The following is a 13,178-nucleotide window of genomic DNA, read 5'->3' as shown; positions in this document are numbered from 1 at the left end:
GGGCCGCTCGCGCGGGCCACGACCACCCTCGGATGAACGCGGTCGCGCGGCCGGGGAGCGCGTCCTAGATGGGCGCGCCGCTGCGCGTCCTCCTGGTCGAGGACTCCGAGCAAGACGCGCGGCTGATCCTGCGCGAGCTCAAGCGGGGGAGCTACGATCCGTCGCACGAGCGGGTGCACACGCCCGAGGGGATGACCGAGGCGCTCTCGCGGCAGGCGTACGACGTCGTGCTCTGCGATCACAGCATGCCCCGGTTCGACTCGCTGGCGGCGCTGCGCATGATCAAGGAGCGCGGGCTGGAGCTGCCCTTCATCATCGTCTCGGGCAGCATCGGTGAGACGACCGTCGCCGAGGTCATGCGAGCCGGCGCGAACGATTACGTCCTGAAGAGCGAGCTCAGGCGCCTCGCCACCGCGATCGAGCGCTCGCTGCGCGACGTGGCGGAGCGGGCGGAGCGCCGGCGCGCCGAGATGGCCCTCAAGGAGAGCGAGGAGCGGTTCGCCCTGGCCGTGCAAGGCTCGCGCGACGGGCTCTGGGACTGGAACCTGGCCGCCGGGGGCGCCTATTACTCCGAGCGCTTCAAGGACATCCTCGGCTGTCGGGACGGCGAGCTCGGCGATTCTATCGAGTCCTTCCTGCGCCTCGTCGGCGAGGAGGACAGGGACCTGGTGGAGGCCGCGCTCCGCGGCCACCTGGATCGGCGCGCGCCGTACGACGTGGAGTTCCGGCGCCGCACCGACGCGGGCGAGCTGCGCTGGCTCTGCTCGCGCGGGCAGGCGCTCTGGGACGAGCAGGGGAGGGCCACGCGCATGGCGGGCTCGCTCAGCGACATCACCGCGCGCAAGCGGGCGGAGGCGGTGCTCCTGGACAAGCTCGACATCATCGAGCGGCAGCAGGAGGCGATCCGCCAGCTCTCGACGCCGATCATCGAGGTCTGGGAGGGCGTGATCACGATGCCGGTGTTCGGGTCCGTCGACGAGCGCCGCGCCGAGCAGATGATGGAGGTGCTGCTCCAGGCGATCATGCGCACCCGCTGCCGCTCGGCCATCATCGACCTGACCGGCGCCGACGGGCTCGACCACCGCACGGGCGATCACATCGTGAGGCTCGTCCGCGCCGTCGAGCTCCTCGGGGTGCGCGGGATCGTGGTGGGCATCCGGCCCGAGGTGGCGCAGACCATCGTGTCGCTCGGCGTGGATCTCTCGAGGATCGTCACCCTCGCGAACCTCCGGGACGCCCTGGTTCGCTGCATGCAGGGCCCCGCGCGGAGGGAGCGGCGGCCCTGAGCTGTCGCGGGGAGGGCCGCTCGTCGACCTCCTGGAAGACCCGCTCAGGCTCGCCCCGGCCTACAGGCGCACCACCTTGGACTTGTCGCCGTCCAGCGTCCGCAGCGCGTCCCGCGTGTCGACGATGAGCCTCGACTCCGAGAGCATTCGGGCATAGTCGGTGTCGGAGTGGTCGGTGACGACCACCACCGCGTCATAGCGTCCGTAGTCGACGCTCGGGCATACGCTCCTCATCTCCAGCCCGTGCTCGCGGACCTCGGGCACGTGCCGATCGACGTAGTCGACCTCGGCCCCCAGGCCGCGCAGGCCGTGGATCACGTCGATCGCCGGCGACTCGCGGTAATCGGCGACGTCCTTCTTGTAGGCCACGCCCGAGACGAGCACCTTCGCGCCGTTCGCCGGCACCCGGTGCCGGTTGAGCGACTCGTGCACCAGGGAGACGACCTCGCCCGGCATCGCGCTGTTGATGCTGTCCGCGACATCGATGAACCGCGCCTGGTACTTGAGGCCGCGCATGCGCCAGGACAGGTAGAGCGGATCGATGGGAATGCAGTGCCCGCCGAGCCCCGGCCCCGGGTAGAAGGGCATGAAGCCGAAGGGCTTCGTCGCCGCCGCGCGGATCACCTCCCACACGTCGACGCCGAGCCGCCGCGACATCAGCGCGACCTCGTTCACGAGGCCGATGTTCACGGCGCGGAACGTGTTTTCGAAGAGCTTGACCATCTCGGCCGTGTCGGTGCTGCAGACCGGCACGAGGGTGTCGATGATCGCCCCATAGAGGGCCCTCCCCACGGCGAGGCACGCCGGCGTCATTCCGCCGATGACCTTGGGCGTGTTGCGCGTCTTCCACCGCGCATTGCCCGGATCCACGCGCTCGGGGCTGAAGGCGACGAACACGTCCTTGCCGAGCTCGTAGACCCCGCGCGTCAGCGTTGGCGCGAGCACCTCGCGCGTCGTGCCCGGGTAGGTCGTCGACTCCAGCACGATCAGCATCTCGGCGTGCTGCCGCTCCGCGATCTCCTCCATCGCCTGGGTGACGAAGCTCATGTCCGGATCCTTGTTCTTGCTCAGCGGCGTCGGCACGCAGACGACGACGGCGTCCGCGGCGCCCAAGACGTCCAGATCGGCGGACGCCGTGAGCTTCCCGGTGGCGATGAGCGGCTCGAGCTCCGCGGAGCGGATGTCGTCGATATACGATTCGCCGCGGCCGAGCCGGCGCACCTTTTCGGGATCCTTGTCATAGCCCGTCACGGCGAAGCCCGCCCTGGCGAGCTCGACCGCGAGCGGCAAGCCGACGTAGCCCACACCCACCACCACCACGTTCGCGTCGCGGCGCTCGATCTTCCTGAGGAGTCTTTCCATATCTCGGTCTCTCTGTTTGGTTCATTCGATGCTGGCGCGCGGGCGGCGCGGCGCTGCCCGTCGGCGCGATCGCCTCGCCTCACGGGCGCGATCAGGTTGGGGTTGTCGCCTCACTCGACCGTGACGCTCTTGGCGAGGTTGCGAGGCTTGTCGACGTCCCTCCCGAGGAGGGACGCGACATGGTACGCGAGGAGCTGCAGAGCCACGGCGTTCACCACGGGGCTCAGCAGCTCGTCGGTGCGAGGGAGCCGGATCAGGTCGTCCGCATAAGAGGCGGCCTCCGTGTCCCCATCGTTGACGAGGGCGATGACCCGCCCGGAGCGCGCCCTGACCTCCTGGATGTTGCTGAGGACCTTCTCGAGGAGGGAGCACTCGGTCGCGATGACGACCACGGGGAGGCCTTCGTCGACGATGGAGATCGGGCCGTGCTTCATCTCCCCGGCGGCGTGCGCTTCGGCGTAGACGTAGCTCAGCTCCTTCAGCTTGAGGGCGCCTTCGAGCGCGCTCGGGGCGTTCACGCCGCGCCCCAGGAACAGCCAGCCGCGGGCGTCCCTGTACTTGGCGGCGATCCGCTCGATCTCCGCGACGCGCGCCGCGTCGAGCGCCTCGTCGACGACGCGCGGCAGGTCGCGGAGCTCGGCGGAGAGCTGGGCCGCGCGCGCGGCGCTCACGACCCCGCGCGCCTGGCCGAGCCAGAGGGCGAACAGGAACAGCGCGCTGAGCTGGGCGGTGTACGCCTTGGTGCTGGCGACGCCGATCTCCGGCCCGGCGTGGACGTAGAGGACCTCGTGCGCCTCGCGGGTCATGCTGCTCCCCTGGACATTGATGATGCCGAGCGTCTTCGCGCCGAGCCGCTTCGCCTCGCGGAGGGCCTCGAGGGTATCCATGGTCTCGCCGGATTGGCTGATGGCGATCACCAGCGTCCGCTCGTCGACGATCGGCTGGCGATACCGATACTCGCTCGCGATGTCGACCTCGACCTGCACCCGGGCGAGCCGCTCGATGAGGTGCTCACCGACGAGGCCAGCGTGGTACGCGGTGCCGCATCCGATGATCTGGACGCGATCGATCGAGGAAGGGTCGAGGCGCAGATCGAGCCGCGCCTCTCCGGCGCCGCCGCGCAGGCCGCCCGCGATGGTCTGCGCGAGGACCCGGGGCTGCTCGTGGATCTCCTTGAGCATGAACGTATCGCAATCGCCCTTCTCGGCGGCCTCGGCGCTCCAGTCGACGACGGTGGGGGGGCGCGCGCGCGGCCTTCCCCCGAGATCCGTGACGTCGTAGCTCTGGCTGCGCAGGACGACGAGATCGCCGTCCTCGAGGAATACCACGCGGCGGGTGTACGGGAGCAGCGCCAGCACATCCGACGCGAGGAACATCTCGCCGTCTCCGACGCCGATCACGAGGGGGCTGACGCTGCGGGCCGCGACGATCTCCTCGTGCTCGGCGTGCGCGACGACGATGGCGTACGCGCCGCGCACCTCCGTGAGGGCCGCGCGGACGGCGCCCGCGAGGTCTCCCCGGTACCTATCCTTGATGAGGTGCGCGAGGACCTCGGAGTCGGTCTCGGAGCGGAACGCGTGGCCCTGGGCGGCGAGCCGCTCCTTGAGCGGGCGGTAGTTCTCGATGATCCCGTTATGGCTGATGACGACGGTTCCATCCTCACTGGCGTGAGGGTGAGCGTTGCGGTCGTCGGGCGCGCCGTGCGTCGCCCACCGGGTGTGACCGAGGCCGAGCATCCCGCGGACAGAGCGCAGCTCCAGCTCTCGCGCGAGGCCCGCGAGCGGCCCGCCCTTCTTGTAGACCTCGATACCCGTCACGGTGCGAATCGCGAGGCCCGCGCCGTCATGGCCGCGATACTCGATCCGGGCGAGCTTTTCGAGGAGCACTTCCTTTGCGTCACGATAACCGACGTAGCCAACGATTCCACACATGGTTTGCACCCGATGACGCGGAGGCGCCTCACATCACAGGACGCGCCGTGAAGCGATGGACCGCTGTTCGTCCGAGGGCGCTTGCACCCGTCGTGCCATCCGGCGCATTTCGACGAGGACCGTGCCTGGACCTGGCCGCGCGACGGACAGGCGGACATGACCGCGGACGCCGCGCAAGGTGGGGTTGCGCGACCACGCCAACCGTTGCTCGCCGCCGCGCGCTCCTGTCAGGCGGCTCGCGTGGAATGCGAGCGCGTCGGCCCTCCGATCCAGCTGGACTCGCGACGGCCGCGCCCGACATCGGCACGCGGCACGGCCGTTGCTGAAGGCACGGCAAGAGGCCACGGGGCAAGAGGCCAGCGCGCCTGCGCAGGATGAGCCATCCAGCAGGGGAATCGGGCGCGCGCCGAGCAAGCTCGCCGTCCGGCGCGCCTGCTTTCGAACGAGCTCTCCGCACGCGCGGAGGGCTCGCGGAGAGGTGGAACTACATGGGAAAATACTTCGGCACCGATGGCGTTCGCGGTATCGCAAACCTGGAATTGACGCCAGAGCTCGCCTTCCGGCTCGGTCGCTGCGGCGGCCACGCGCTGGCGGGCGAGGCGAGCGGCGCGACCTTCGTCGTCGGGCGCGATACCCGCGTCTCCAGCCCCATGCTGGAGGCGGCGGTCGTCGCTGGGCTCTCGTCCATCGGTGCTTCCGTCATCCATCTCGGCGTCGTGACGACGCCGGCCGTCGCGTACCTCACCAGGCACTTCGGCGCGAGGGCAGGGGTCATGATCTCGGCGTCTCACAATCCAGCCGAGGACAACGGCGTCAAATTCTTCGGCGCGGACGGCTTCAAGCTGCCGGACGGGATGGAACAGGCGATCGAGCAGCTGCTCGACGCGCCGGAGGACAGGCTGCCACGCCCGGTCGGCGGACAGCTCCGCGCGACGTCGGTCGACGTACAGGCGACGGAGGCGTACCTGCGCCACCTGAAGGCGGCCGTGCCGGCGCGCCTCGACGGGGCGCGGGTCGTGCTCGATTGCGCCAACGGGGGCGCGCACGAGCTCGCGCCCCGCGTCTTCCGGGAGCTCGGCGCGGACGTGGTCGCGATCGGGGTGGCGCCCAACGGATTGAACATCAATGACGCGTGTGGCTCGCTGCACGTCGAGGCGCTGCGAAGAGAGGTCTTGCGGAGCGGCGCGCAGCTGGGGCTGTCCTTCGACGGCGACGCGGACCGGCTGGTGGCCGTCGACGAGCTCGGTGCGGCGGTCGATGGTGATGAGATCCTGTATGTCTGCGCGTCGGCCGCGACGCGAGAGCGCCGGCTGGCGAACGACACGATCGTGACGACGGTGATGAGCAATGCGGGGCTCGCGCAGGCGGCCGGCAAGCTCGGCGTCGCGACGAAGCGGACCGAGGTGGGGGACCGCCACGTCATCGCAGAGATGCGGCGCGGCGGCTACAACCTGGGCGGCGAGCCGTCAGGGCACATCGTCTGGCTGGACCACGCGACGACCGGGGACGGGATCTTGTCGGGGCTCTTGTTGCTCGACGTCGTGAGGCGGACGGGCCGTCGGCTCAGCGAGCTGACACGACCGTTCGAGAGGCTCCCGCAGGTTCGCGCCGACGTGATGGTCGCCGACAGGAACGGGCTGAGGAGCAATCCGACGATCGCCGCGGTCGTCGGCAGGGTGGAGCGTGAGCTCGGCGCCGCCGGGCGCATGGTGGTCCGCGCGTCCGGGACCGAGCCGGTCGTCCGCATCATGGCGGAAGGCCCGGAGCAGCCTCGGCTCGAGGCGTACGTCAAGGAGCTCGCCGACGTGATCGCGCGCGAGCTGTCGTGTTCGCTGAACGCATGAGCGCGCACGACCAGGAGCGAAATATGTTTCAGCAGTTGATTGTTGGGTTCGGCAAGGCAGGCCGAGATCTGCACCTGACCTGCCTGCACAAGGCGCGACGCCGACCGGAGGGGCGAGGGCTCTTCGATGATCGCATCGGCGTCGTCGATCCGCTCGTCGCCTCGGGCGCCGCGCTCGAGGGCGCGGCCGGCCTCCCGGCCTATGCCTCGATCGCCGACGCGCGCAGCGCCTTCGATCCGCGGCGCACGGTGGTCCACATCTGCACGGGGCCGTCGGAGCACTACCCGGTGTTCGTCGCGGCCGTCTCCGCCGGCTTCCGCCGCTTCGTCGTGGAGAAGCCGTTCACCATCCATGTCTCCGACGCGCGCGAGATCCTCGCCCTCCAGCGGGAGGCCGGCCTCGACGTCGCCGTCGTCAGCAACTGGCTCTCGAGCCCGGTGACGGCGCGCCTCAAGGCGATCATCGACAGCCGCGAGCTCGGCGCGCTCGAGCGGATGGTCATCGAGAGCAGCAAGCCGCGCATCAGCCGCACGCTGGCCAACAGCAGCCACCAGACCGCCTTCGACGTCGAGATGCCTCACCAGGTCGCGCTGGCGCTCGCCCTCGGCGGTACCGAGGCCGCGGTCCTCCACGCCGAGTGCACCGATCTCTCCTCCGCCTCGGGCACCGTGCCTCACATGGGCGGCGCGACCATCGCCACGACGCACGGCGATCGCGTGGCCGCGGTCTGCCACTCCGATCTCGGCTGCCCGATGCGCAAGCGCGACGTCATCCTCGAGCTCGAGCGCGGAACGGTCATCGGATATTACCAGACCGGCGCCGACGACAACCACGCCTGGGTCAAGCGCTTCAGCGGCGACGGCCGCCTCGTCGCGACGGACGTGTACGAGGACGACCCGCTGAGCACCTGCTTCATCGAATACTATCGTCATTTCGCCGCTCAGGGGCCGGAGCCGCTGAGCAGCGTGGAGTTCAACACGGCGGTGGTGGACGTCATCGCCCGCGCCAAGGTCCTGAGCGGCCTCCTCCATCCGGCCGGCGCGCCGGACGCCGTCCTGCGCGGCGCGGGGAGGTCGCGACCGCGCGCGGGCGCAGGCGCACCTGCCGCCTGCTCGGATCTCGCCGCCGAGCTCTCGTCCGGCGCCGCCCGGGCGCTCATGCCACCGCCCGCCGCGACGCGGGGTTTCAAGCAACGGAGTCGTACATGACATCAGCTATCCCGTTTTACACGTGCGCGGCGTCGCTCGAGCGGCAACGCGGCGAGATCGACGCCCTGATCGACGAGCTCTTCGCCGTCGGATCGTTCACCGACGGCGCGCTCGTCCGTCGCCTCGAGCGACGCATCGCCCTCTTCACGGAGGCGCGCCACGCGATCGCCTGCGGCAACGCCACCGACGCCCTCACCATCATGCTCATGGCCGCGGGCGTCGGGGCCGGCGACGAGGTCATCGTCCCTTCGTTCAGCTTCTTCGCGTCCGCGTCTTCCATCGCGCACGCGGGGGCCAAGCCGGTCTTCGTCGATATCGATCCGGTCACGTACGCGATGGATCCAGCCCAGGTCTCCGCGGCCATCACGCCGCACACCAGGGCCGTCATGCCGGTCCACCTGTTCACGCAGATGGCCGATATGGCCGTCATCGCCGACGTCGCCCGTCGCCACGGGCTGCTCGTCCTCGAGGACAGCGCGGAGGGCATCGGGATGTGGCTCGGCGGCAAGCACGCCGGCCTCATCGGCGACGCCGGGGTCCTGTCGTTCTTCCCGACCAAGACGCTGGGGGCGCTCGGCGACGCCGGCATGGTCCTCACGAACGACGACCGGCTCGCCGAGGCCGCCCGCATGCTCCGCAGCCACGGCCAGAGGGAGGGCGAGCCCCAGGTCTATCACCGCCTCGGCTTCAACAGCCGCATGGACAGCCTCCAGGCGGCGATCCTCCTGGCGCGCCTCGGGCGCTTGCCCGAGGACATCGCCAGGCGCGCCGAGCTCGCCGCCCTGTACGATCGCGGCCTCGCCGGCCTCTCGCCCAGCGTCTCGACGCCGCGCGTCCGGTGCCGCCCCGAGCGCGCGAGCCCTGTCTACTATGTCTATCTGATCGAATGCGAGCAGCGCGACGCGCTCGCGCGCCACCTCGCCGACGAGGGGATCGGGACCGAGACCTACTACCCTGTGCCGCTGCACCTGCAGCCTTGTTTTCACGGCCTCGGCTACGCGCGCGGGGACATGCCCGTCGCGGAGCGCGCCTGCACCCGCACCCTCGGCCTCCCGATGTATCCGGACATGACGGCTGCCCACGTCGAGCGCGTCTGCGCCGCCATCGCCGATTTCTTCCAGCGCGGAGGGGTGCGATGAAGGTCGCGTACTTCGATGACGCGAGGCGCTTCGGCGCCGACGCGGCGCTCGTCAAGCGGCTCGTGGCCGAGGTGGGCAACTCGGGAGCGTTCATCCTGAAACAGCGCGTCTCCGCGCTCGAGGAGGCCATCAAGGGCCAGACCGGCGCCGCCCACGCCGTCGCCGTCTCCAACGGCACGGACGCGCTGCTCATCGCGCTGGCGTCCCTCGGCGTCGGCCCGGGCGTCGACGTGCTGACGCCCGCCTTCTCGTTCATCTCCACGGCGAGCGCCCCGGCCCTCCTGCGTGCCCGCCCGGTCTTCGTCGACGTGAACCCCGATACAGGCACCATCGCCGCCGATGAGCTCGCGCGGCGGCGCACGCCGGAATCGAAGGTCGTCATCGCCGCCCATCTCTTCTCCTCGCTCGCCGCGATGGCCGACGTCCAGGCCGCCGCGAGGGCGCTCGGCCTCCGCGTCCTGGAGGACAGCGCCGTCGCGCTCGGCGCGAGGACCGCGGGTGTTCCCGCGGGGCTCGCGGGCGACATCGGCCTCTATTCCTTCTTTCCCGCGAAGCCCCTCGGCGGCATCGGCGACGCCGGCATGATCGTGTCCAACGACGCCGCGCTCGGCGACATGTGCCGGCGGCTGCGCAACCACGGCCAGGATGGCGTCACGCGCTTTCTGCATCACCACCTGGGATGGAACCACCGGATGGATGAAATCATGGCCGCGTACCTCACGGCGAAGCTCGCGCGGCTGCCCGCGCTGCACGCGCGCCGCCGCGCCATCGGCGAGCGCTACGACGCCGAGCTCGGAAAGCTCGGCGCCGGGATCAGGCCGCTCGCGTCCGCGCCGGGCGAGCGCGTGTTCTATACCTACGTGATCCGCGCCCAGCGCCGTGACGCGCTCCGCGCGCACCTCTTCGAGCGCGGCGTCGAGACCCAGCTCTACTACCCGGTGCCCCTGCACCTGCAGCCGTGCTTTGCCCACCTCGGGCACGAGGCAGGCGACTTCCCCGGTGCCGAGACGCTCTCGCGCGAGGCGCTGGCGCTGCCCCTCTATCCGGAGATGACCGACGCGGAGGCGGATCACGTCATCTCCGCGGTCAGGAGCTTCCATGCGTGAGGCGTCTGCTGTGCTCCTCGCCGGCGTGGGCGATGAGGCCTCTCGGGACCTCGACGGCCAGCTCGAGGCGCTGCGCCGCCTCGGCTTTCGGGGCATCGAGCTCCGCAGCCTGGACGGCGTCGCCGTCGCCGACGTCGACCCCGCGCGCTTCGCCGCCGCCGCGCGGCGCATCGCGGACGACGGGGTGAACGTCGTGGCCTTGGCGAGCCGGATAGGCGGCTGGGCGCGCCCGATCTCCGGGCCCTTCGGCCGCGACCTGGGAGAGCTCAGGATCCTCGCCGACCGCGCCCACGCGCTCGGCTGCAGGTTCATCCGCATCATGTCTTATCCAAACCAGGGGCTCGATGGCGCCGGCTGGCGTCGCGAAGCCATGCGCCGGGTCGCCGCGCTCGTCGAGCTCGCCGCGGAGCTCGACGTCACGCTCCTCCACGAGAACTGCTCGGGCTGGGCCTCCCAGGGCGTGGAGCAAACCCTCGCGATGCTGCGCGAGATAACGAGCCCCCATCTGGGGCTCCTGTTCGACGTCGGCAACGCGCGCTTCGCGGGTCAGGACCCCGTCGCGTTCCTCGGTCGCGTTCTCCCGCACGTGCGCCACGTCCACGTCAAGGATGTTGTTCAGGACGCCGACGGAGCCGCCCAGTTCACCTGGCCGGGCGAAGGTGAAGCCCGGCTCGCCGAGTGCCTCTCGATGCTCCAGGCGGCGGGCTACGCCGGCGCCATCGCCATCGAGCCGCACCTGGCCCACATCCCTCATCTCGGCGTCACCGCCGACACAGCCACGCTGCGCGAGAGCTTCGTCGAGTTCGGCCGCCGCTTCGAGCGCATCGCCCGGGCGGTCTGGCGAGCAGGGGAGAGCCAATGAACGATCCGCGGACCCGTTTCACCCCCGAGCACCTGGAGCACCTCCTCGGCTTGCTCGCGATCGACACGATCAGCCCCATGGAGACCGGCGCGCCGAGCGCCATCCCGGACGCGCAGCGGGCCTTCAGCGACTTCGCGGCTTCCCGCGGCTTCAGCGAGGCTTTCCTGGGCGCTCCCTGCGCTGCGCTCCTGACCGGCGCCCACGTCCCCGTCTCCGTGCGTGAGGTGGCCGCGAGGATGGGCGGCGCGTTCCTCTCGTCGCAGCCGAACCTGGTCCTCCGCGCCGGCGCCGAACGTCCGGCGGCTCGCACCCTGATGTTCAACCTCCACATGGACACGGTCGCCGGGCACGTCCCCGTCGCGTGCGAGGGCGGGATCGTCACCGGCCGCGGCGCCGTCGACATGAAAGGCCCCGGCGTCGCGGTGCTCGCCGGCATCGAGGCGGCCATGCGACAGGATCCCCGGCTCGCGGGCGAGATCCAGGTGCTCGTCCAGTCGGTGGCCGGCGAGGAAGGCGGCGCCATGGGCGTTTACGGGACGAAGGCCCTCGTGGACCTCGGCTATGTCGGCCGATTGAACGTCTTCGCCGAACCGAGCGAGGGCTACTTCTTCGACCGTTCGACCACGTCGATGACCGCCCGCGTGTCGGTCGATGGGGTCGGCTCGACCGACGACGCGCCCCACGCAGGCCAGAACGCCACGGTCATCCTCGCCGCCGTCGCCATGCGGTTCGCCCGCGATCTCGTCGCGGACGTCCGTCGCATCGGCGGCAAGACCTGTGTCGCCGGCATCCACACCGGCAGGATGCATAACCGGGTTTACGGCGAGGGGGCGCTGCTCGTCAACTTCGCGTACTCCACGATGGCCCAGGCCGCGGCGATCGAGGAGGCGACCGAGATCCGCTTCGCGGAGGCCCTGCAGGGCCTCGCGACCGACTTCGCCGATTCCGAGATCCTCGGCGCGACGGCCTCGGCCGCGCGCGCCGTGACGCGCCTCGAATGGTTGAAGCGGCGCCTCCCGACGCTCGACAACCGCGATGGGGCCATGAGGCGCGTCCTCGCGGCAGCCGGCATCGGCCGGACGCCGCCCGCGCTCGCGCATCGCGCGTTCACCTGCGACGCCCTGTGGGCGCAATGCCCCGACGCCTACACGGTCGTCTACGGCCCTGGCAGCCTGGAGCACAACCGCGCGCACGCCGACGGCGAGTTCATCGCCGTCGCCGACCTCGAGCGGTTCGCCCGCGAGGTCGAGGCCATCGTCCTGGCGTTCGGCGATCACTGTCGCGGCGACGCCGCGCTTCTCGACGAGGAATCGATATGAACAAGCTGAGCATCTCCCTGGACGAGCTGCGGCGCTTCGCGGCCGAGGCCCTGACCCGGGCCGGCCTCGCGCCGGCGCATGCCCGCATCGCGGCCGAGCCGCTCGTCTACGCGGACAGGAAGGGCTTCGATACCCACGGCATCGCCAATCTCGGCCGCATCTACGTGGCCAAGCTGAAGAGCGGCCGCATCCGCGGCGACGCCGAGCCGCGCATCCTCGAGGAGGGGGGCGCCACGGCGCTCATCGATGGTCAGGACGGCCTCGGCCTCGTGACCGGCGTCAAGGCGATGCGCCTCGCGATGGACAAGGCGTCGGCGTCCGGCGTCGGCGCCGTCGCCGTGCGCCGCAGCTCCCATTTCGGCCCGGCCGGCTACTACGCCGAGCTCGCGCTCGAGCGCGGCATGGTCGGTATCGCCATGTCGAACCTCGGCTCTCAGACGATCGCTCGCCCGCCTCATGGCGGCGTGAAGATCGTCGGGACCAACCCGATCTGCCTCGCCGCCCCCGGCGGGGAGATGCCGGCCTTCGTCCTGGATATGAGCACGACCGTCGTCTCGACCGGCAGGGTCCGCGCCGCGGCCCGCCAGGGCGAGCGCATCCCCGAAGGCTGGCTCGTCGACGAGCACGGCGCTCCGGTCACGGATCCGGCCGCGTACGACGCCGGCACGGGGCACCTCCAGCTGCTCGGCGGCCAGCCCGAGACCGGCGCGTGGAAGGGCCTGGGCCTGGCCCTTTGGGTGGATATCCTTTGCGGCGCCCTCGCCGGCGCCGCGGCCGGCCCGGATCCAGACCTCTTCGGCCCCTCGGGCGAGGCCCGTTCGCGCGACGATCGCGACGTCGGCCACTTCTTCCTCGCCCTGGACATCCGCCGCTTCGGTGAGCTGTCGGAGTTCCGGCGGCGAATGGACCGGATCCTCGCTGGCGTCGTCGAGTGCCCCGCCAACGGGCCGGGACGGCGCGTCACTTACCCTGGATATCTGGAGCACGAGCGCCGCCGCGCCCTGCGCGTCGACGCGGTGAGCGTGGACTCCGACCTGCTCGCGGCGCTCGGCCAGCTGGCCCGTGAACTGGGGATCAAGCCCCTCGAGACCCTCGTCGAAGAAGGAGATGCAGCGTGACGA

Annotated in this window: 10 protein-coding genes; 8 read left to right on the top strand and 2 right to left on the bottom strand. The window is 70.8% G+C overall.

Features of this window, described 5'->3' with window-relative positions; all coding sequences use genetic code 11:
* The first annotated feature begins 68 nt into the window (after positions 1 to 68).
* Entirely contained in the window at positions 69 to 1,286 is a 1,218-nt protein-coding gene (locus tag WMF20_RS23995) for a PAS domain-containing protein (protein ID WP_129576510.1), read from the top strand.
* Between the two features lie 60 nt (positions 1,287 to 1,346).
* Here the strand turns inward: WMF20_RS23995 and WMF20_RS23990 are convergent, their stop codons facing one another.
* Both WMF20_RS23990 and glmS read right to left on the bottom strand, forming a co-directional pair.
* The gene (locus tag WMF20_RS23990; protein WP_437616928.1) at positions 1,347 to 2,648 is read right to left on the bottom strand and encodes a nucleotide sugar dehydrogenase; all 1,302 of its coding nucleotides are present in this window, start codon (positions 2,646 to 2,648) and stop codon (positions 1,347 to 1,349) included.
* Between the two features lie 110 nt (positions 2,649 to 2,758).
* The gene (gene glmS, locus WMF20_RS23985; RefSeq protein ID WP_437616927.1) at positions 2,759 to 4,579 is read right to left on the bottom strand and encodes a glutamine--fructose-6-phosphate transaminase (isomerizing); all 1,821 of its coding nucleotides are present in this window, start codon (positions 4,577 to 4,579) and stop codon (positions 2,759 to 2,761) included.
* 488 nt (positions 4,580 to 5,067) lie between these two features.
* Here glmS and glmM point away from each other — a divergent pair, with 488 nt between their 5' ends.
* The 7 genes from glmM to WMF20_RS23950 are packed head-to-tail and all read left to right on the top strand — an operon-like array spanning position 5,068 to position 13,175.
* Positions 5,068 to 6,423, top strand: a complete 1,356-nt coding sequence (gene glmM, locus WMF20_RS23980) for a phosphoglucosamine mutase (protein WP_129576507.1) — start codon at positions 5,068 to 5,070, stop codon at positions 6,421 to 6,423.
* Positions 6,424 to 6,446: 23 nt separating this feature from the next.
* A complete protein-coding gene (locus WMF20_RS23975; RefSeq protein ID WP_437616926.1) occupies positions 6,447 to 7,631 on the top strand; it encodes a Gfo/Idh/MocA family protein in 1,185 nt (394 codons plus the stop codon).
* Positions 7,628 to 8,770: a DegT/DnrJ/EryC1/StrS family aminotransferase gene (locus WMF20_RS23970; RefSeq protein WP_437616925.1), complete on the top strand. Its 1,143-nt coding sequence runs from the start codon at positions 7,628 to 7,630 to the stop codon at positions 8,768 to 8,770. Before WMF20_RS23975 ends, WMF20_RS23970 begins: the two co-directional genes overlap by 4 nt.
* The gene (locus tag WMF20_RS23965; RefSeq protein WP_129576504.1) at positions 8,767 to 9,876 is read left to right on the top strand and encodes a DegT/DnrJ/EryC1/StrS family aminotransferase; all 1,110 of its coding nucleotides are present in this window, start codon (positions 8,767 to 8,769) and stop codon (positions 9,874 to 9,876) included. Before WMF20_RS23970 ends, WMF20_RS23965 begins: the two co-directional genes overlap by 4 nt.
* Complete coding sequence (locus WMF20_RS23960) at positions 9,869 to 10,738, top strand: sugar phosphate isomerase/epimerase family protein (protein WP_437616924.1); 870 nt, start codon at positions 9,869 to 9,871, stop codon at positions 10,736 to 10,738. The genes WMF20_RS23965 and WMF20_RS23960 overlap by 8 nt, the downstream gene beginning before the upstream one ends.
* Positions 10,735 to 12,057 carry a M20/M25/M40 family metallo-hydrolase gene (locus WMF20_RS23955; protein ID WP_437616922.1) on the top strand — a complete coding sequence of 441 codons (1,323 nt, stop codon included), beginning with the start codon at positions 10,735 to 10,737 and terminating at the stop codon, positions 12,055 to 12,057. The genes WMF20_RS23960 and WMF20_RS23955 overlap by 4 nt, the downstream gene beginning before the upstream one ends.
* Positions 12,054 to 13,175 (top strand): Ldh family oxidoreductase, encoded by a 1,122-nt coding sequence (locus tag WMF20_RS23950; RefSeq protein WP_437616921.1) that lies wholly within the window; start codon positions 12,054 to 12,056, stop codon positions 13,173 to 13,175. Before WMF20_RS23955 ends, WMF20_RS23950 begins: the two co-directional genes overlap by 4 nt.
* Positions 13,176 to 13,178 lie beyond the last annotated feature (3 nt).

Source organism: Sorangium sp. So ce834, assembly GCF_051521425.1.
Taxonomy (GTDB): domain Bacteria; phylum Myxococcota_A; class Polyangia; order Polyangiales; family Polyangiaceae; genus Sorangium; species Sorangium cellulosum_D.
This window is presented reverse-complemented; position numbering and strand designations above follow the sequence as displayed.